The sequence below is a fragment of the Microvirga sp. Mcv34 genome, assembly GCF_024519725.1.
Lineage (GTDB): Bacteria > Pseudomonadota > Alphaproteobacteria > Rhizobiales > Beijerinckiaceae > Microvirga.
In genome coordinates this window covers 1-20192 of record NZ_JALJRK010000065.1, presented here as the reverse complement: position 1 = coordinate 20192, position 20192 = coordinate 1, and the positions used below count along the sequence as shown (strand labels likewise).

The window sequence follows — 20192 nt, the reverse complement described above, 5'->3', positions numbered from 1 at the left end:
GGGACCAACGGATCGGCCGCCCTATTGTTTCGCCGTGGCAGGCGGCTTGGGGGACCGGCCGAGAACGGCAGCGGCCGTCACGCCGACGCAGACGATGACCAAAGCGGCCACGCTCGTCGAGGCCATCAGCCCGATATTCCGAAGGCCGAAGCCCATCAGAACGACGCCGAGGGCCTGCCCGCAGAAGAACGAGAAGGCGTGGAGCGCAACGGCCGAGGCGCGGGCGCCGGGTGCCACTTCCGTAACCTGGGCCTGGAAGGTGTTGTGGAGCATGTAGAAGCCGAGACCCATGAGCAGCAGGGCCGCCGCGTCCAGCTTCCAGTCTCCGCCGGTTCCGAGGACGAGGAGCGCGGCTCCGGCGAAGAAGCCTCCCCCTAAGAGGATCCTGCCGATGCCGAGCCGCCGCAGCATCCAGCTTACGAGGGCGGAATAGACCAGGCCGCCGAGTGCGAATCCGCCGATGGCGAAGCCCGCCTGGGCCGCTCCGCCCCCGCCCCTCTCCTCGAGCAGCGGCGCGATGTAGGGAAAGACCCCGAACAGCGCGATGGCCTCGACGAAGACCGAGCCGAAGAGGAACAGGGCCCGGGGATTGGACAGGATGCCCCGATAGCGCTGGATCGCCGTCCCCGGATCGAACCGCCCGCCCGGCAGAGCGCCCCTGAAGCCGATCACGGTGACCGCAAGCGCCAGCGCCATCATAAGGGTCGAGAGGCCGAACACGCCACGCCAGCCGATCGCTTCCGCGAGGAGCCCCGCCAGGGACGAGCCAGCGAGCTGGCCCATGATGACAGCCACGAGGTAGCGGCTCAGGGCCACCTGTCGCCTCGCCATCTCGACCCGGTCGCCGATCAGCGCAATGGAGAGCGGCACCGCGCCTCCGGCCGCCGCGCCGGCGATGACACGAAGCGTAAAGAGCGTGGCCGCGTTGGGGGCGAAGAAGGAGCAGGCTAGAGCCAGGAACAGAATCGACAGCGCCACCTTCATGACGCGCTCCTTGCCGAGCGCATCGCCGATGGGCCCCAGCACCGGCTGGATGAACGCATAAGGCAGCGCGAAGGCGGCCGAAAGAAGTGCGATGGTTTGCGGGTTGGAACCCAGGTCTCGGGCGATGATCCCGACCATCGGCTCGACTGCGCGGCCGGAGAAGGTGCTCGCAAAGCCGCTGGTGGCGAGGATCAGGATCAGGTTGCGGGAGGACATGGCATCCTAACGAGTGAAGCCGCAGAGGGAGCACAGGCTCCTTAGCATGCCACTGCCGTTATTCGAGCCGCAGGAGCGCAGACCTGACCTCCCGAAAAGGCATGGGCACCTCTACGTCGTCACCCGCACCGTGCCAGTGACCTCGATCGGAAGGGCGCCATCGGTGTCATTCCCAGCCGGAGCGCGGCGGAGGGGAAGGGATCGATAGCACAGCGTTTAAACGTGGATCCCGTTCCCGCACCTCGGCCGCCGGAGGTGACAGCCATGTCGCCGGATCCGTCTACGCGGCGCGAATTCTACCCCACCCTGCCCTTCGCCAGCGCATCGAACGCCTTCAGCTGCGCGAGCAGGCCTTCAAGTTCTTTCAGCGGGACCATGTTGGGACCGTCCGACGGGGCCTTGTCCGGGTCCTGGTGGGTCTCGATGAAGACGCCTGCGACTCCGACCGCGACGGCGGCGCGCGCGAGAACCGGAACGTATTCCCTCTGGCCGCCGGAGGTCGTGCCCTTGCCGCCGGGCTGCTGGACGGAATGGGTGGCGTCGAAGATCACCGGAGCACCCGTCTCGGCCATGATCGGAAGGGAGCGCATGTCGGACACCAGCGTGTTGTAGCCGAAGGAGGCGCCGCGCTCGGTGAGCATTACGTTGGGGTTGCCGGCCGCCGTCACCTTGGCCGCGACGTTGGCCATGTCCCAGGGAGCCAGGAACTGCCCCTTCTTCACGTTGACCACCCGGCCCGTCTTCGCGGCAGCAACCAGGAGATCGGTCTGGCGGCAGAGGAAGGCGGGGATCTGCAGGATGTCGACCACCTCGCCCACGAGAGCGCATTGTTCGTTCTCGTGCACGTCGGTGATGACCGGCAGGCCGTAGGTCTCCTTGACCTCGGCGAAGATAGCGAGGGCCTTGTCCAGCCCGATGCCGCGGGCACTGGAGACCGACGTGCGGTTCGCCTTGTCGAAGGACGACTTGTACACGAGGCTCAGGCCCAGCTTCCCCGTGATCTCCTTGAGCGCAGCTGCCATTTCGAGCGCATGCTCGCGGCTTTCCATGGCACAGGGCCCGGCGATGATGCTGAGCGGCAGATGATTGCCGAAGCGGACATTGCCGGCCTCGACGATGGCGGAGTGCTGTTTGGTATCGGTCATGCGCGGTCTCTATCCTGTCTGCGGCACCAAGCAAAGCGGCCCTGTGCATAGCACGACTTCGCTCCCGCGGCGGAGCGAAACGCATCGGGCCCTCCCAAGCGGAAACCCGTGGAGGATTCCTTCTTCCAACGAAAGGTCGATTTACTTTAAGAGCGCGCTAAAACATGCTCCTATCCGCATGGAAAGATTGAGAAAATTTACCTTCAATCGATCCTGAACCGGTTCGCTCGATGACTTCGCTGCGCTTGGGGGGCGCTTTCATGTCGGAACAGAACAAGGTGCACGAGCTTGTGGCTCTCAGGACTGCGCTCGGCTTCACCCAGAGCAAGATGGCCCATGAGATCGACCTGAACCTGCGCGACTACCAGGCCTTCGAATGGGGCGAGAGCGAGATCCCGGATCTTTACCTCCGGGCCATCGAGCGGATCGCCATGCTCTATGCGGTCCGGCACAAGAATCCGATGCTCGTGCCTCCGGCCTTGAGGGCCGAAGCCGTTCAGTTCGCCCGCATGGTCGAAGCGAGCGCCTGACGCGGTTCTCAGAACGTCATCGCGGCCGCGTTGATGATCCCGGCGGCGAGCGACGCGGCGCCGAGGAACAGGGCGGTCGCCATCTCGCCCCCGGCAATGCGCTGGGAGAGGTTCGGCATGACGATGCGAACCAGCCAGTAGACGAGGATCTGCACGGCCAAGGCCACCAGACCCCACACGAGGCAATCAACGATGGTCTGGGCGTGGACGATGGCGCTTGCTAGTGGCAACGCGAAGCCCACGAGGCTGAAACCGAGAGCCGTCGCGGCCGAAATCACGTTCTCGCGGATCAGCGCGAACTCGTTGTGCATGGTCGCCAGCGTATAGACCGCCAGATAGAGGCCGACCAGGCCAACCGCGAGTACGAAGAAAATCAGGAAATCGGCCAAGCCAGCCAGAGATGAAGCCACGATCAGTCCCCCACACGATGTTCTCCATCGTCTAGGGGATCATGGTTAATATTACGTTGGCTCGAAGGCGATGGCGACACCGAACGCCGCGCTGGCAGGCACGATGAGCCTGCTGCCGATGTGCTGGTAGGGGATCTCGGCAGCGTCCAGCCACTTCGCGTGGGCGTGGATATCCTCGACGCGAACCGCGAAGGCTACGAAGGCCGGCTGATCGAGCTCTGCCTCAACCGAACCGTAATTCTCAGCGGCGTCATCGGGCGTGAGCACGTCGATATGGCTCTCGCTCAGCCGGAAGGACAGGTCGTCGCCGTCCGGGCTTGCCGGCTCGATGCCCGTGAAGGCGCTGAGGAAGGCGCGAAGCTGCTCTGGGTCGGGTGCCGCCAAGGTCACGGACGAGATCTGTGTCGCCCTGTTGTCGTGGCGCTGGAATTCCGGATTCCAGAAGTTTTCCGGGAAGTGCTGCTGGCAGACGAAGAAGCCGGTCTTCGGCGAATCATCGGCCGATGCGAAGGCCAGGGTGAAGGCGACCTTCGTCTCGCTGCCGTCGGGACGCTTGCCGCTGCGCTCGAAATGGAAGGGCTCGAACGATCCGATTCCCTTCTGCGAAAACAGCGCCGCATCCGCCTCGGCATCCCGGCTGTCGAGAACCAGCATGGCGAGGCCTTCGCGGTCCCGGAGATAGTCCTGGACGAAGGCGCCGAAACTGAACGCGCTTGCCCGGTGCGGCGCGATCGCCGCACCCTCGCCGACCGAAATCAGCTCGATGAACGAGCCGGGGAGCTGGACGATCCGATTCTCCGTCCCCCAGGGATGGCGATTGCGGGCGCCGACCTGAAAGCCGAGCCGCCGATAGAAGCTCCCGGCTTCATCGAGGTCGCGGACGGCAATGACGAGATGATCGATCCGGCGGGTCATCGGGCTCCTTCCTGTAGCGAGAGCATAGACTTAGGCCCGAATCCGGATTTGGCCAGGATGGGCGCTCCTCGTGACCTGAGAAACACCCGAACTCGAAACGAGATCACCGGCACGAGGCCGGTGATGACGCATCAGTAGAATCGCTCAAACCAGCCGGCTCTGCTCCAGGGCCGCGTGAATGAAACTCTTGAAGAGCGGATGTGGCTCGAACGGGCGGGACTTCAGCTCCGGGTGGTACTGGACGCCGATGAACCAGGGATGGTCCTCGTATTCCACGATCTCCGGCAGGACGCCGTCCGGCGACACGCCCGAGAAGCGCAGGCCCTTCTGCTCCAGCTTGTCGCGGTAGGTCATGTTGACCTCATAGCGGTGCCGGTGGCGCTCGGAAATCTCCGTGCCGCCGTAGATCTCTGCCACTTTGCTGCCGGGCTTGAGAGAGGCCTGGTAGGCGCCGAGCCGCATGGTGCCGCCGAGATCGCCGCCGGAGGCGCGCTTTTCCAGCTCGTTGCCGCGCAACCACTCGGTCATCAGGCCGACGACCGGCTCCGAGGTCGGGCCGAACTCCGTCGAACTGGCATCCTTGATGCCGGCGAGCGAGCGGGCCGCCTCGATGACAGCCATCTGCATGCCGAAGCAGATGCCGAAATACGGCACCTTGCGTTCGCGGGCGAACCGGGCCGCCCGGATCTTGCCTTCGGCGCCGCGCTGGCCGAAGCCGCCGGGCACCATGATGCCGTGAATGCCCTCCAGGAACGGAGCCGGATCCTCGTGCTCGAAGATCTCGCTCTCGATCCATTCAAGGTTCACCTTGACCTGGTTGGCGATGCCGCCGTGGTGAAGCGCCTCGATCAGGGACTTATAGGCGTCCTTGAGGCCGGTATATTTGCCGACAACCGCGATGGTGACCTCGCCCTCCGGGTTGTGGACGCGGCCCGAGATATTGGTCCAGCGGGAGAGATCCGGAGCCTTGGCGCTGTCCAGGCCGAAGGCCGCGAGGACCTCGCTGTCGAGCCCGGCTTCGTGATAGGCAAGCGGCACGTCGTAGATTGAGCGGGCGTCGCGCGCCTCGATCACGGCCGTCTCGCGCACGTTGCAGAACAGGGCGAGCTTGCGACGCTCGTCCTTCGGGATCTCGCGATCGGTGCGGCAAAGCAGAATGTCTGGCTGGATGCCGATGGAGCGCAGCTCCGCGACCGAGTGCTGGGTCGGTTTGGTCTTCAGCTCCCCCGCGGACGGGATGAACGGCAGGAGCGTCAGGTGGACATAGATCGCCTGCCCGCGCTCCAGATCGTTGCCGAGCTGGCGGATGGCTTCGAAGAACGGCAGACCCTCGATGTCGCCGACCGTACCGCCGATCTCGACCAGCACGAAATCGAAGCCCTCGTTGCCCGTGAGCACGAAGTCCTTGATGGCATTGGTGACGTGCGGAATCACCTGGATCGTGGCGCCGAGGTAATCGCCGCGCCGCTCCTTGGTGATGATGTCGAGATAGATGCGCCCGGTGGTGATGTTGTCGGCCTTGGTGGCCGGCACGCCGGTGAAGCGCTCGTAATGTCCGAGATCCAGATCGGTTTCAGCGCCGTCATCGGTCACGAAGACCTCGCCGTGCTGGTAGGGACTCATCGTCCCCGGATCGACGTTGAGATAAGGGTCGAGCTTGCGAAGCCGAACCTTGTAACCGCGTGCTTGGAGAAGCGCTCCCAGGGCCGCCGAAGCCAGACCCTTGCCGAGCGAAGACACCACGCCGCCGGTGATGAATACGTACCGCGTCATGGACCCCTATCCATAAAGATCGGGCGCCGATTCGCAATCGCGAACTGCGTGCCCCGAAACCCATCCACAAAAAGAGAGGGCCGGAGGACCGGCCCTGCTGTTCACTTACTGCTGAGGCGCTGTGGGCGCCGGCGCCGCGGGGGCTGGAGCCGCCGGTTGGTCGCCCTGGAGGCGTTGCAGTTGCTCGAGCACGTTGCCGCCTTGCGGAGCCGCCGGAGCCTGCTGGCCCGGTGCAGGAGCCGCGGGCGCGGCGCCATCGAGGATCGAGCGCGGAGCCCGGGTCGAGGTCGCCATGATGGTCAGCGCGATGCTGGTCACGAAGAAGAGGCCCGCGAGGATCGCCGTCGCGCGGGTGAGCGCGTTGGCCTGGCCGCGGCCGGTCATGAAGCCGGACACGCCGCCTCCGCCCCCGCCTCCGCCGAGTCCCATGCCGCCGCCTTCCGAGCGCTGCAGGAGAACCACGCCGATCAGGGCGAGCACGATGACCAGATGGACAATGATGAGAACTGTTTGCATCGTTTTCAAAAACCTCAAGCGGCTGCGCACAGGGCGACAGCCGCTCGCAATCCGTTCGTTGCGGCGGCCTGTAGCATAGGTGGGCTCAGGATCAAAGACCCGCAACCCGCCTTTTCTCAGTTACCCGAGATAGGCTCCCGCGATGGCCAGGAAATCGGCCGCCACGAGGCTGGCGCCGCCGACGAGAGCGCCGTTGACGTTTTCGACCGCCATGAGCTCGGCCGCGTTCGAGGGTTTGACGGAGCCGCCGTAGAGGATCCGAACCTTGGGCGCGTCCGCCTTGCCGACGAGGCGGCGCATCTCGTCCCGGATCAGGGCGTGCACCTCCGCCACGTCGGCGACGGTCGGCGTCAGGCCGGTGCCGATGGCCCAGACCGGCTCATAGGCGACCACGAGGTTGTGGCTGTTCGAATCGACCGGGATCGAGCCGCGCAGCTGCTTGCGGACCACCGCGAGGGCCTTGCCGGATTCGCGCTCCTCCCGGGTTTCCCCGACGCATACGATGGCCGTCAGGCCGGCCCGGTGGGCCGCCACCGCCTTGGCGCAGACATCCGCGTCCTTTTCCCTGTGGTACTGGCGGCGCTCGGAATGCCCGACGATCACATAGGTCGCGCCGGCATCGGCCAACATCTCGGCCGAGAGATCGCCCGTGAAGGCCCCCGACTCTTTGGCGTGGCAGTCCTGACCACCGATCGCGATGCGGGAGCCGACCGATGCATAGGCCAGGAGAGACACGAGGGTCGCCGGAGGACAGACGGCGAGTTCCACCTTGGCCTTCAGGCCAGGCGTGTAGCCGGCGTGAATTTCCTCCAGAATCCTGGCGGAGTTCTTCAATCCGTTCATCTTCCAGTTTCCCGCCACCAGCGGGCGCGGCCTATCGACGCTCATTCACGGCACTCCTGTCACGCTTGATATTTCGGCAGTACAGAGGGTTGAGCCTTCTTTCAACCAGACTTGCCCTTTTCGTAGAGCCCCTGATCGGTTATCGGCAGGTTTAACGAGTTTTTGGAAAACGGGTTCACGATGCTTCGGAACATGCGCAAGGCTGGGCAGACTGTCGTCGGCAAAGCCATCGCCACCATCTTTTTCGGCGCCCTGATCGTCAGCTTCGCCATCTGGGGCATCGGCGACATCTTCCGCGTCACGCCCGCTTCCACCGTGGCCGAGGTCGGCAGCACCAAGATTTCGGTCGATCAGGTCCGCACCGCCTATACCAACGAGCTTCAGCGGCTCGGGCGCCAGTTCCGCACGGTTATCAGCCCCGAGCAGGCGCGCGCCTTCGGCCTCGAGCAGCAGGTGATCTCCAATCTCGTGACGGAAGCCGTCATGGCCGAGCAGGCCAAGAAAATGGGCCTTTCGGTCTCGGACCAGCTCGTCGCCGGCTCGATCATGAACAATCCTGCCTTCAAAGGTAGCGACGGACAGTTCAACCGCGCCCAGTTCGATCAGGCTCTTCGCAATGTCGGTCTCTCCGAGGCTGGGTTCGTCCAGGAGCAGCGCTCCGCCATGGTTCGCCTCCATCTGGCCGAGGCCATCGCGGGCGACGTCAATGTGCCGATGGCCGCCAAGGAAGCTCTCCACCGCTACGGGACCGAGCGCCGCGCGGCCTCCTACATGCTCCTGACCCCGGCCATGGCGGGCGACATTCCGGCTCCGACCGCGGAGCAGCTCCAGAGCTTCTTCAACGAGCGCCGGAGCAGCTTCCGGGCGCCTGAATACCGGGCCGTCTCGGTCCTGGCCCTCGATGCCGCCGCCCTCGCCAAGCCCGATTCCGTCTCGGATGCCGATGCCCGGCAGGCTTACGAGCAGCAGAAGGCCAAGTACGGCACGCCGGAGCGCCGCACGATCCAACAGATCACCTTCCCGTCCCAGGAGGAGGCCGAGGCCGCCGCCGCCAAGATCAAGGAAGGCACGACGTTCGACGCCCTCGCGGCCGAGCGCAACGTCTCCCCGCAGGACCTGGAGCTCGGCACCTTCACCAAGACCGAGATGCTCGATCAGACCGTGGCGGACGCGGCTTTCGCGCTCGAGCAGAATGCCGTCAGCGCCCCGATCGCCGGTCGGTTCGGCCCCGTGCTCGTGCGGGTGACCCTGATCCAGCCCGAGGCCGTCCGTCCCTTCGAGGAGGTAGCCGGCGAGCTCCGCCAGGAGGTGGCCCAGGATCGCGCCAAGGGTCAGATCGAGCGCATCCACGATGAGATCGAGGACCTGCGCGCGGGCGCCAAGCCCCTGGCGGAGATCGCCAAGGAGAAGGGCCTGACCCTGGTCCAAATCCCGGCCGTCGATGCCCAGGGTCGGGACAAAGCCGGCAACGCGGTCAACCTGCCCGAGAAGAACGCTGTGGTGAAGGCCGCCTTCGCGTCCGATATCGGGGTCGACAATGAGCCCCTGCGCATGGGCACCGGCTATGTCTGGTACGACGTCACCGGCATCGAAGCCTCCCGTGAGAAGAACCTCGACGAGGTCCGCGATCAGGTCGCCGCCCAGTGGCGCGAGGACCAAGTGGCTCAACGCCTGTCCGAAAAGGCGAACGAACTCGCCGGACGCTTTGAGAAGGGCGAGACCATCGAGGCCGTCGCGCAGGCTGCCGGCGCGCCGGTCCAGAACGCGACCGACCTTGCCCGCAACACGGCGAAGGACGATCTCACGGCCGAAGCGGTGAACCGCATCTTCGCCGTTCCGGTCGGCAAGACAGGCCATGCGGCGAACGGCACGGATGCCCGCGCGGTGTTCAGCGTCACCTCGGCCACGGTTCCGCCGCTCGTCACCACCACGCAGGCGGCGCAGAACACCGAGAACCAGCTCCGCACCGGGATCGGCGACGACCTGCTCAACGAGTACATCGCCCAGGTGCGCCAGGATCTCGGTGTCACCATCAACCAGCCGGCGCTGCGTCGGGCGACGGGCGGCGAATCGTGACCCCATGACGATCACGCCCGATTTCGAGACGTTCGCCGCGGCCTACGAGGCCGGGGAGGCCGGCGTCGTGCGCGCCACGCTCGTGGGCGACCTGCTCACTCCCGTGGCGGCCTTCCTGAAGCTGAGGCATGACCGGAAAGGGTCCGCCTTCCTGCTCGAATCCGTCGAAGGCGGCGCGACCCGCGGCCGCTTCTCCATGATCGGGCTCGATCCGGATCTCGTCTGGCGCTGCCAGGACGGCGTCGCGGCCATCGACCGCCGGGCGCTGAGTCGCCAGCAGGATTTCACCGTGGAGGAAGCTCCGCCGCTGGAGAGCCTGCGCACCCTGATCAGGGAAAGCGCCCTGCCCCTTTCCGACGATCTGCCGCCCATGGCGGCGGGCCTCTTCGGCTATCTGGGCTACGATATGGTGCGGGTCATGGAGCGCCTGCCCGAGCCCAATCCGGATGTGCTGAAGGTCCCGGACGCGATCCTCGTCCGTCCCACCGTGATGGTGGTGTTCGACGCGGTGAAGGACGAGGTTTCGCTGATCACGCCGGTGCGCCCGCAAGCCGGGACTTCGGCCAAGGCGGCCTACGAGACGGCCCTCGCGCGCCTGGACAACGTGACGGCGGCCCTCGAGCGCCCGATTCCCATCGACGACCGCACCGACCCGACGCAGATCCAGTTCGAGCCCCCGGTTTCGAACACGAGCCCGCAGGAATTCGAGGGGATGGTCGCACGGGCGAAGGAATACATCCGCGCCGGCGACATCTTCCAGGTGGTGCTGTCGCAGCGCTTCGAGTCCGCCTTTCCTCTGCCCGCCTTCGCGCTCTACCGCTCCCTGCGGCGGGTCAATCCGGCGCCGTTCCTCTGCTACCTCGACTTCGAGGATTTCCAGATCGTCTGCTCCTCGCCGGAGATCCTCGTGCGGGTTCGCGACGGCAAGGTCACGATCCGACCCATCGCCGGAACAAGGCCACGCGGCGCGACGGCGGCCGAGGACCGGGCCCACGCGGAAAGCCTGCTGGCGGACCATAAGGAACGCGCCGAGCATCTGATGCTGCTCGATCTCGGCCGCAACGATGTGGGGCGCGTGGCCGAGATGGGCTCCGTTGAGGTCACGGATTCCTTCTTCCTCGAATATTACAGCCAGGTGATGCACATCGTGTCGAACGTGGAAGGAAGGCTCGACCCGTCCTTCGACGCCCTCGACGCACTCGTGGCGGGGTTCCCGGCCGGCACGGTCTCCGGCGCGCCGAAGGTGCGCGCCATGCAGATCATCGACGAGCTGGAGAAGGACAAACGCGGCCCCTATGCGGGCTGCATCGGGTATTTCGGCGCCAACGGCGAGATGGATACCTGCATCGTGCTGCGTACCGCCCTGGTGAAGGACGGGCGCATGGCCGTCCAGGCTGGCGCCGGCATCGTGTACGATTCCGATCCCGTGTCCGAGCAACAGGAATGTATCAACAAGTCGAAGGCCCTGTTCCGGGCCGCCGAGGAAGCTGTGCGCTTCGCCAGCCAGGCGAGGATCGGACAATGAGCAGGGCGACGATGGTTCCCTTGACCGGGAGCTTCGCTTACGCGAACGTCGGCGCGCCATGACCCGCGTTCTCGTCATCGATAATTACGACAGCTTCACCTGGAATCTGGTGCATCTGCTCGGTCCGCTCGCAACCTCCGTCGAGGTGGTGCGCAACGACGCCACCACGACCGACCAGGTGCTCGCCTCTCGGCCGGATGCCATCGTGCTCTCCCCTGGACCCTGCACGCCGAACGAGGCCGGGATCTGCCTCGATCTGGTGAAGCGCGCCTCGCCCGATATCCCGACCTTCGGCGTGTGCCTCGGCCTGCAGACCATCGGGCAGGTCTTCGGCGGCACAGTCTCGCGGGCGCCGCTTCCCATGCACGGCAAGGTCTCGGAGGTGGAGCACGGCGGCCAGGCGGTGTTCCGCGGCATCAACGGCCCCTTCAAGGCGACCCGCTACCACTCGCTGATCGTGGACCGCGAGACCTGCCCGGCCGACCTGCAGGTGACGGCCGAAACCGCGGATGGTCTGGTCATGGGCCTGTCGCACCGCTCTCTGCCGATCCACGGCGTGCAGTTCCATCCCGAGAGCATCCTGTCGGAGCACGGGGTGACGATCATGCGCAATTTCTTCGAACTCGCGGCGGATTGGAACGCCAAGCACCACGCCGGCGGCAGAGCCGCTCCAGCAGGACACTGAAACCGATGGAATCGTTCAAATCCTACCTCGCCAAGGTCGCCACGGGCGCATCGCTGACGCGCGACGAGGCGCGGGATGCCTTCGACGACCTGCTCTCCGGCGAGGTGACGCCTGCACAAGGCGGCGCTTTCCTGATGGCGCTGCGGGTTCGCGGCGAAGCGCTGGACGAGATCGTCGGCGCGGTGACGGCCATGCGCGGCCGCATGCTTCGGGTCAAGGCTCCCGAGACGGCGATCGACATCGTCGGAACCGGCGGCGACCACAAGGGCAGCTACAACATCTCGACGCTCGCCTCGATCATCGTGGCATCCTGCGGCGTTCCCGTGGCCAAGCACGGCAACCGGGCGGCCTCCTCGAAATCCGGAACGGCCGATGTGCTGGCGGCCCTTGGCCTTAGGCTCGGCCTCGCCCCGGAGGAACTGGAGCGCTGCCTGACCGAGACGAATCTCTGCTTCATGTTCGCCCAGACCCACCACGCCGCCATGCGCCACGTGGCGCCGGTACGCGTCGAGCTCGGAACGCGCACGATCTTCAATCTGCTTGGCCCGCTGGCCAATCCCGCCGGCGCCAAGCGGCAGCTTCTCGGCGTTTTTTCAGAGGCTTGGCTCGAACCGCTCACGCAGGTTCTCAAGGAACTCGGCTCCCAGAAGGTCTGGACCGTGCACGGCTCCGACGGGCTCGACGAGATGACGACCACCGGCCCGACCTTCGTAGCGGCGCTGGAGAACGGCGCGATCCGCCGCTTCACCGTGACGCCCGAGGAAGTCGGCCTGCCGACCGTATCCCTCGACGAACTACGCGGCGGCGACCCGGAGCACAACGCGGCCCAGCTCCGCGCGGTCCTGGACGGCGCCCGCACGCCCTATCGCGACGTGTCCCTGCTCAATGCGGCGGCCGCCCTCGTGATCGCCGATGAGGCCGAGAACCTGCGCGATGGCCTCGACCGGGCCTCGCGGGCACTCGACAGCGGCGCCTCCAAGGCGACGCTCGAGCGCCTCGTCAAAGCCTCGAACGCTTGAGCGCCCCGATGGCCGACGTTCTCAGCAAGATCGAAGCCTATAAGCGCCAGGAGATCGCGGCGGCGAAAGCGGCCGTTTCGCCGAGCGAGATCGAGAAGCGCGCCCGCGAGGCCTCTCCGCCGCGCGGCTTCGCGAAGGCCATCGAACGCCACCTTGCCGAGGGGCGGCCGGCGCTCATCGCCGAGGTGAAGAAGGCGAGCCCGTCCAAGGGCCTGATCCGCGCGGATTTCGACCCGCCGAGCCTAGCGCGGGCCTATGCCGAGGGCGGCGCGACCTGCCTGTCGGTGCTCACCGACGAGCCCTCCTTCCAGGGCCGGCCCGAATACCTGGCCCAGGCCCGCGACGCCTCCGGCCTGCCCGCCCTGCGCAAGGACTTCCTGTTCGAGCCCTATCAGGTCTACGAGGCCCGCGCCTGGGGGGCCGATTGCATCCTGGTCATCATGGCGAGCGTCTCGGACGACGAGGCGCGCACCCTGATCGATACGGCGCACGACCTCGGCATGGATGTGCTGGTCGAGGTGCATGACCGCGCGGAGCTGGAGCGCGCCCTGCCCCTCGGCACCAGGCTCGTCGGCATCAACAACCGCAATCTTCGCACCTTCGAGGTGTCGCTCGGCGTCAGCGAGGAGCTGGCTCCCCTGATCCCGTCCGACCGAATCGTGGTAGGCGAGAGCGGCATCTTCACCCTGGCCGATATCGAGCGCCTGTCGAAGGTGGATATCCGCACCTTCCTCGTGGGCGAGAGCCTGATGCGGCAGGCGGACGTGGCGGCGGCAACCCGGAGGCTCCTGTTCGGCGAGGCGGCATGACGAAACTCACGCATCTCGATTCATCGGGCCAGGCCAGCATGGTCGACGTCTCGGACAAGAGCGTCACCAGCCGCACGGCGATCGCCGAGGGATGCGTGGTCATGCAGGCGGAGACGCTCGACCTGATCCGCCACGGCGAGGCCAAGAAGGGCGATGTTCTCGGCACGGCCCGGCTCGCCGGGATCATGGCGTCCAAGCGCACGCACGAGCTCATCCCCCTCTGCCACCCGCTCCTCATTTCCAAGGTAAAGGTCGACTGCGCCCTCGATGACAGCCTTCCCGGCATCCGCGTGACCGCCGAGGTGAGGGTGTCGGGCCAGACCGGTGTCGAGATGGAGGCCCTGACCGCCGTCTCCGTCGCCTGCCTCACCATTTACGACATGGTGAAGGCGGCCGATAAGGGCATGCGGATCGAACACATCCGCCTGCGCCGCAAGAGCGGCGGCCGCTCGGGAGACTTCGAAGCGCCATGAGCCTGATTTCGGTCGAGGATGCTCTTTCCCGCGTTCTGGCGAACGTCGAGAAACCGGTCGGGACCGAGCGCATTCCCCTGGCCGCCTGCGCGGGCCGGACGCTGGCCGAAGACGTCAGCGCGCTACGCGACCAGCCGCCCTTCCCGGCATCCGCCATGGACGGCTATGCGGTGCGCAGCGCCGATTGCTCCGACATTCCTGCGACCCTCCGGATCATCGGCGAGAGCGCGGCGGGCAACCGCTTCACCGGCACCGTCGGCGCCCTGGAAGCCGTGCGGATCTTCACCGGAGCCCCCGTTCCCGAAGGAGCGGACGCGGTGGTGCTGCAGGAGGACACGGAGCGCTCCGGCGTCGAGGTCACGGTGAAGGAAGCGGCCCGCCCCAACAGGCACATCCGCGTGGCGGGGCTGGATTTCCGCTCCGGCGACGTGCTGCTCCAGGCGGGTCTACGTCTCGATTCCCGCCATATCGCTCTCGCGGCCGCCATGGGCCATGGCGCGCTGTCCGTCCATCGCAAGCCGCGCGTCGCCGTTCTCGCCACCGGTGACGAGTTGGTGCGGGCGGGCGAGCCCGTCGGCCCCGACCAGATCACCGCGTCAAGCCTTCCGGCCACGATCCTGATGGTGGAGAAGGCCGGCGCGGAATCTATCGATCTCGGTATCGCCCGCGACACACTCGAATCGCTCGACGAGCGCATTCAGGCGGCCAAGGATGCGCAAGCCGACATTCTCGTCACCCTGGGCGGCGCGTCGGTGGGCGAGCACGACCTCGTGCAGAAGGCTTTGAGCCGCCATGGCATGGACCTCGGTTTCTGGCGCGTGGCTCTGCGCCCTGGAAAGCCGCTCATGCATGGACGGCTCGGATCGACCCTACTGCTGGGCCTTCCCGGCAACCCGGTCTCCTCGCTGGTCTGCGCCGTCCTGTTCCTGATTCCCGCGATCCGCGCTCTTCTTGGCGACCAGAGGGCCGCCGAGGACCCGACGGAGGATGCGATCCTGGGAGCCGACCTGCCGGCCAACAGGGAGCGCCAGGACTACATGCGCGCCGGCCTTACCCTCCAGGACATCCCCTTGAGCCTCGCCCACGGAACCGAGCGCGTGATGCTTCCCGTCGCGATGCCGCATCTGCTGCAGGATTCGTCCATGCTGAGCATCCTCGAACGGTCCGACGCCCTGCTCGTGCGTCCGCCCCATGCTCCGGCAGCCAATGCGGGCGAGCCGTGCCGGGTCATCCGGCTCGACCGCTTCTGCTGAGACATCTTTTTAATAGGCTCCGAATACTCAGGCTTGCGGAACACAGCGAGAACGGTTACCTTGTTCTTGATTTGTTTCAGAATCGCTCCTTAGGGGGCAGTAAGGGCCAGCCATGCTGACGCGCAAACAGCACGAATTGCTCCGCTTCATTCATGAGCGGCTGCGTGAAACCGGAGTTCCGCCATCCTTCGACGAGATGAAGGATGCGCTCGACCTCAAGTCCAAATCCGGCATCCATCGCCTCATCACGGCGCTCGAGGAGCGCGGCTTCATCCGCCGCCTTCCGAATCGCGCCCGGGCCCTGGAGGTGATCCGCCTGCCGGAGAGCACCAGCGGCGCCGGCAGCCAGCGGCGCTTCACGCCGAGCGTGGTCGAGGGCGGCCTTGCCGGCAAGGCCAAGGCCGCGCCCCAGCCGGCTGCCGATCCGCGCGACCGGGAGATGTCGATCCCTGTCATGGGCCGGATCGCCGCCGGTGTGCCGATCTCGGCGATCCAGACCCGCAGCCATTCCATCACCCTGTCGGGCGATTTCCTGGCCCAGGGCGATCACTTCGCCCTTGAGGTCCGTGGCGACTCCATGGTGGAAGCCGGCATTCTCGACGGGGACCTCGTGGTGATCCGCCGTCAGGACACGGCCAATACGGGCGACATCATCGTGGCTCTGATCGACGACGAGGAGGCGACCCTGAAGCGCTTCCGCCGTCGCGGTTCCTCCATTGCCCTCGAGGCCGCCAACCAGGCTTACGAAACCCGCGTGCTCGGCCCAGATCGGGTCAAGATCCAGGGCAAGCTCGTCAGTCTGGTCCGCCGATACTGAAGCCTTTTTCGGTGAAGCGGATCCGGCTCACCGTCAAAGAATGCGACCACCCAAAGCAGAAAGCCGTTTCCACCTCCGTGGAAACGGCTCCAGCCCATCGAACGCAAGTGTGTGAACCGGTTTTGCGTTCGATGGGCTGGATCAAAACCTGATGCAGCGGTCGTCAGTTCTCATTCTCGTCGGATGCAGGGAGGTCTTCCTCGGGCAGATCCTGCTCCGGAACAGGCTGCACACGACGTGGAGGTTCCTGAGCCGACGAGAGCTCGGTCCGGTGCGTTTCCGCAACAGACCATGAACTGACCTCCCGCCCTTTCCGGACGGAACGAAGTTCGACGGCCTTGGGGCTGAAGCGGATCGTAGCCGCGCCGCGCTCCTTCAGAGCATCGCCGTCCAGAACGAAGGGTGCCTTGCACGTGGGCGGCGCCTTGAGCCGCGTGACGATCACTGTAGCGCGTCGACAATCCTCTTCGAACGCCGCGAAATCCTGGACGAAGGCGACCCATCGTCCATCGGCCGCCGCGACGACGCAGCCGGCCGCATCGCATTTTGCTTCCTGCCTCAGGCTTTCATCGTCGGCGCTTCTCGCATCCCCATCGGCGCGCAGCCATTGTTCGGCCACGAAACCGGACGGACGCCCCACGAGCGACAGCCTTCCTTCCTTGCCGCGAATAGCCGCCCCTGCCCCATCCCTGTCGATGAAGACGTCGTAGCGGTCCGGCGTCGCGGCGAAGGCCAGCCCAAGCCCGGCCGGCGCGAAAGCGAGCCATCGCAAGGCCGATGCGGGAACCGACACGAGGATCAGCCCGAGGCTCAGGAGAACGAGCGCCGCGCTCCCCAGAGCCGGGACTACCAGTGTCGAGCCATTGAAGCCCCCGACCCAGGCTGAGACCTCGAGAACCTGCGACACGGCCAAGCCCATGAACTGCCAGATCGGACGGTCGAGGCCGAACGGATAGGCGATCACGCCGAGAACGGCGGACGGCATGACGATCAGCGAGACGAGCGGCAGGGCCAGCGCGTTGCCGACGAGACCGTAGGGGTTGAGGCCCTGAAAGTGATAGGCCGCGAAGGGTGCCGTCGCGAAACTCGCGACGAGAGTGGTCGTGACGAGGCCGAGCATGGCCTGACCGACCCATAGGACGCCTCGCGCGACGATGCCGCCACTTGGTCCTTCCGGCTTCAGTGTATGCATCAAGGGCACGAGCGCCATCATGGCGGCGACGGCGCCGAAGGACATCTGGAAGCTCGGCCCGAGCAACGCCTCCGGCTCCCGCGCCAGCACGATCAGCGCGGCCATCGAGAGGTTGCGGATGCTCAAGGCGGGGCGATCGACGAGGACCGCGCCGAACATGACGAGTGTCATGATGAGCGAGCGCTCAGTGGCGACGTCGGAGCCCGAGAAGACGCAGTAGATCGTCGCTCCGATCATGGCCGCGACGGCGGCGATCTTCTTCACCGGCCACAGCAATGCGGCGCTCGGCGCGAGGGCGAGGAGCGCCCGGGCGATCCAGAAGAAGGTGCCTGCGGCCAGCACCATATGGAGGCCGGAGATCGACACGATGTGATAGATGCCGGCAGCGCGAAGCACATCGTTCGTTGGCTCCGGAATGAGGCCGCGCTTGCCCGTCACCAGCGCGGCGCCGACGCCCCCGGCCGCCCCGCCGATGGCCGATGCGATGCGCTCGGTCAGCGCATTGCGCGCCGCGTCGACCCGAGCCGCCATCCGAAGCGACCAGTCAGGCCCCTCCGGCGGGTCGATCCGGCGCACCGGACCGACCATGGAGCCCACGGCGCCGATTCCCTTGAAGGAGGCATCGCGGGCGAAATCATAGCCGCCGGGCCATGCCGCCTGAGGCGGCGGCAGAAGCCGCGCCGTGCCGGCAATCATCTGGCCTGGCGACAGTCCCTCGCCGCTGCGCACGGACACGCGCACCCGCTCGGGCCGATCGGAATCCGCCACACCCTTGATCCCGGTCACGCGCAAAAGCAGCCGTTTTCCGCTCTCACGATCCTCGATGGTCTCGATGAAGCCCGTGACCGGCGCGATAACGAGGCGGCTCAGGGCCGGGGCAGCCACGCTCCGGGTCCGGACGACGCCGGCCGTGAAACCCGCGAAAAGCGCCGCGAGCGCGATCATGACTGAGAAGGCCGCCAGGTTCCGGCGGAAGGTCGCGGCGGCGGCGGTGAAAAGCGCAAACGCACCCATCGGGGCCCAGAGCGCCGGCTGGCCATCGGCTTGGAAGAACAGCACGATGCCGATGCCGAAGAAGATCGCGATCCAGGGAAAGAGCCGGCGCTGCTCGACCTCCATCGAGAGGTTCCGGGACAGCCAGCCCCAGCCGTCTGGCGGAGCCCAGATCAGAGGAGCGCCCGTGGACAAAGGCAGCGCCACGGCCCGCGCCATGCTGCGCGGGATCCTCCGGGGCTTTCCTTGGTTGTCTTCCATTGGGCTTCGGCTTAACGCGGGTCTCAGCACATGCTAGACGACCGCACGCTCCGGCCCAAACTGCCCTGTGGATTGAGTCGGATGACGCTGCGGATGCAAAAAGCCGCGCGCCCACACGTTTTACTCAAGGTTTCCTGCGATGACCGTCGTCACCCGCTTCGCCCCCTCTCCCACCGGCTTCCTGCATATCGGAGGGGGACGCACGGCCCTGTTCAACTGGCTCTATGCCAAGCGGCATGGGGGCAAGATGCTGCTGCGCATCGAAGACACGGACCGGGAACGCTCCACGGACGCCGCCATCACGGCCATTCTCGACGGCTTGAAATGGCTCGGCCTCGATTGGGATGGGGACGTGGTCTATCAATTCTCCCGCGCGGCCCGTCACAAGGAGGTCGCCGAGAGCCTCCTGGCCCAGGGCCGTGCCTATTATTGCTATGCCAGCCAGCAGGAGCTGGAGGAGATGCGCGAGACCGCCCGCAAGGAGGGCCGGCCGCTGCGCTACGACGGCCGCTGGCGCGACCGCGCCCCGTCCGAGGCTCCCGCGGGCGTCAAGCCCGTCATCCGCCTCAAGGCTCCCATCGAGGGCCAGACCATGGTCGAGGACGAGGTACAGGGCCGCGTGGTGTGGCAGAACAAGGATCTCGACGACCTCGTTCTCCTGCGTTCGGACGGCACGCCCACTTACATGCTCGCGGTCGTGGTGGACGATCACGACATGAACGTGACCCACGTCATCCGCGGCGACGATCACCTGACCAACGCGGCGCGCCAGACGCAGATCTATCAGGCACTCGGCTGGGACGTGCCGAAGATGGCCCATATCCCCCTCATCCACGGCCCCGACGGCGCCAAGCTCTCCAAGCGCCACGGAGCGCTCGGCGTCGAGGCCTACCGCAGCATGGGCTATCTGCCGGAGGCCCTGCGCAACTATCTCGTCCGTCTCGGCTGGAGCCATGGCGACCAGGAGATCTTCTCCACCCAGGAGATGATCGACGCCTTCGACCTCGGCAGCATCGGCCGGTCTCCGGCGCGGTTCGACTTCGCCAAGCTGGAGAACCTCAACGGCCACTACATGCGCCAGGCCGACGACGCGCGGCTGGTTCAGGCCCTCGAGGACCTGCTGCCGGAACTCGACAAGGACGAGCACCACCTGGGGCGCACCTTCAAGCCGGCCCTGCGCGAAAAGTTGATCGCCGCCATGCCGGGCCTCAAGGAGCGCGCCAAGACCCTCGTGGAGCTGCTCGACAGCGCCTACTACCTCTATGCCCAGCGGCCGCTGCACTTGGACGAGAAGGCGACCAGCCTTATTGCGGACGGTCGCGGACGCCTCGCGGGCCTTCCCGAGCGTCTCGAAGCCGTGTCCGACTGGTCGGCGGCGAGCGTGGAAGCGGTCGTGCGCGACCATGCTGAGGCGATCGGGGCCAAGCTCGGCCAAGTCGCCCAGCCGCTCCGGGCCGCCCTGACGGGACGGGCTACCTCGCCGGGAATCTTTGACGTGATGGTGGTTCTCGGCAAGGACGAAACCCTGTCGCGCCTGCGCGACCAAACCAAGAATGCGCCTGCTGCATAGCAGGCGTTTCTCGCCTTTAGACGTGCTTGCTCCGTTCCCACGGATAAGCTACCCAAGGCGCCATCATCCTCCCGACCGACCGGCAAACCTCGGTTCCGCAACCCCGGAGGCCTTCTCCGACCCACCGGTTGCACTAGTGTTGTGTCACTGACGGGTGATTCCGAAATCTGGTGGGCTGTGCGATGCT

General features: G+C 66.2%; 18 protein-coding genes. 10 read left to right on the top strand and 8 right to left on the bottom strand.

Features of this window, described 5'->3' with window-relative positions:
• Positions 1–21: 21 nt before the first annotated feature.
• Positions 22–1200 carry an MFS transporter gene (locus OC446_RS23215; protein WP_262031384.1) on the bottom strand — a complete coding sequence of 393 codons (1179 nt, stop codon included), beginning with the start codon at positions 1198–1200 and terminating at the stop codon, positions 22–24.
• Positions 1201–1496: 296 nt separating this feature from the next.
• On the bottom strand, positions 1497–2345 hold the full coding sequence (gene kdsA / locus OC446_RS23210) for a 3-deoxy-8-phosphooctulonate synthase (protein WP_262031383.1): 849 nt from the start codon (positions 2343–2345) through the stop codon (positions 1497–1499).
• Between the two features lie 260 nt (positions 2346–2605).
• On the opposite strand from kdsA, the gene OC446_RS23205 reads away from it, so the two are divergent.
• A complete protein-coding gene (locus OC446_RS23205; protein ID WP_181052810.1) occupies positions 2606–2875 on the top strand; it encodes a transcriptional regulator in 270 nt (89 codons plus the stop codon).
• A gap of 8 nt (positions 2876–2883) precedes the next feature.
• Here OC446_RS23205 and OC446_RS23200 read toward each other — a convergent pair whose 3' ends face one another.
• From OC446_RS23200 to tpiA, 5 genes are all read right to left on the bottom strand, one after another.
• The gene (locus tag OC446_RS23200; protein WP_262031382.1) at positions 2884–3285 is read right to left on the bottom strand and encodes a DUF350 domain-containing protein; all 402 of its coding nucleotides are present in this window, start codon (positions 3283–3285) and stop codon (positions 2884–2886) included.
• A 51-nt stretch (positions 3286–3336) separates the two neighbouring features.
• Positions 3337–4200, bottom strand: coding sequence for a VOC family protein (locus OC446_RS23195; protein ID WP_262031381.1), 864 nt, complete (start codon positions 4198–4200; stop codon positions 3337–3339).
• Positions 4201–4344: 144 nt separating this feature from the next.
• The gene (locus OC446_RS23190; protein ID WP_262031380.1) at positions 4345–5973 is read right to left on the bottom strand and encodes a CTP synthase; all 1629 of its coding nucleotides are present in this window, start codon (positions 5971–5973) and stop codon (positions 4345–4347) included.
• Between the two features lie 105 nt (positions 5974–6078).
• A complete protein-coding gene (gene secG / locus OC446_RS23185) occupies positions 6079–6489 on the bottom strand; it encodes a preprotein translocase subunit SecG (RefSeq protein WP_262031379.1) in 411 nt (136 codons plus the stop codon).
• Positions 6490–6609: 120 nt separating this feature from the next.
• Positions 6610–7377, bottom strand: a complete 768-nt coding sequence (gene tpiA, locus OC446_RS23180; protein ID WP_262031378.1) for a triose-phosphate isomerase — start codon at positions 7375–7377, stop codon at positions 6610–6612.
• 135 nt (positions 7378–7512) lie between these two features.
• Here tpiA and OC446_RS23175 point away from each other — a divergent pair, with 135 nt between their 5' ends.
• The 8 genes from OC446_RS23175 to lexA all read left to right on the top strand — a co-directional run bounded on the left by OC446_RS23175 (position 7513) and on the right by lexA (position 15989).
• Positions 7513–9408 carry a peptidylprolyl isomerase gene (locus OC446_RS23175; RefSeq protein ID WP_262031377.1) on the top strand — a complete coding sequence of 632 codons (1896 nt, stop codon included), beginning with the start codon at positions 7513–7515 and terminating at the stop codon, positions 9406–9408.
• 4 nt (positions 9409–9412) lie between these two features.
• Positions 9413–10933, top strand: coding sequence for an anthranilate synthase component I (gene trpE / locus OC446_RS23170; protein WP_262031376.1), 1521 nt, complete (start codon positions 9413–9415; stop codon positions 10931–10933).
• A gap of 58 nt (positions 10934–10991) precedes the next feature.
• Positions 10992–11618 carry an anthranilate synthase component II gene (locus OC446_RS23165; protein WP_262031375.1) on the top strand — a complete coding sequence of 209 codons (627 nt, stop codon included), beginning with the start codon at positions 10992–10994 and terminating at the stop codon, positions 11616–11618.
• Positions 11619–11623: 5 nt separating this feature from the next.
• The gene (gene trpD, locus OC446_RS23160; RefSeq protein WP_262031374.1) at positions 11624–12637 is read left to right on the top strand and encodes an anthranilate phosphoribosyltransferase; all 1014 of its coding nucleotides are present in this window, start codon (positions 11624–11626) and stop codon (positions 12635–12637) included.
• Positions 12638–12645: 8 nt separating this feature from the next.
• Positions 12646–13446, top strand: coding sequence for an indole-3-glycerol phosphate synthase TrpC (gene trpC / locus OC446_RS23155; RefSeq protein WP_262031373.1), 801 nt, complete (start codon positions 12646–12648; stop codon positions 13444–13446).
• Complete coding sequence (gene moaC / locus OC446_RS23150) at positions 13443–13919, top strand: cyclic pyranopterin monophosphate synthase MoaC (RefSeq protein WP_262031372.1); 477 nt, start codon at positions 13443–13445, stop codon at positions 13917–13919. Before trpC ends, moaC begins: the two co-directional genes overlap by 4 nt.
• Positions 13916–15172 carry a gephyrin-like molybdotransferase Glp gene (glp, locus tag OC446_RS23145; protein ID WP_262031371.1) on the top strand — a complete coding sequence of 419 codons (1257 nt, stop codon included), beginning with the start codon at positions 13916–13918 and terminating at the stop codon, positions 15170–15172. Before moaC ends, glp begins: the two co-directional genes overlap by 4 nt.
• 112 nt (positions 15173–15284) lie before the next feature.
• Positions 15285–15989, top strand: coding sequence for a transcriptional repressor LexA (gene lexA, locus OC446_RS23140; RefSeq protein ID WP_213561912.1), 705 nt, complete (start codon positions 15285–15287; stop codon positions 15987–15989).
• Positions 15990–16152: 163 nt separating this feature from the next.
• Here the strand turns inward: lexA and OC446_RS23135 are convergent, their stop codons facing one another.
• Positions 16153–18393: a ComEC/Rec2 family competence protein gene (locus OC446_RS23135; RefSeq protein WP_262031370.1), complete on the bottom strand. Its 2241-nt coding sequence runs from the start codon at positions 18391–18393 to the stop codon at positions 16153–16155.
• A 181-nt stretch (positions 18394–18574) separates the two neighbouring features.
• On the opposite strand from OC446_RS23135, the gene gltX reads away from it, so the two are divergent.
• Positions 18575–20005, top strand: a complete 1431-nt coding sequence (gene gltX, locus OC446_RS23130; protein WP_262031369.1) for a glutamate--tRNA ligase — start codon at positions 18575–18577, stop codon at positions 20003–20005.
• Positions 20006–20192: the final 187 nt, after the last annotated feature.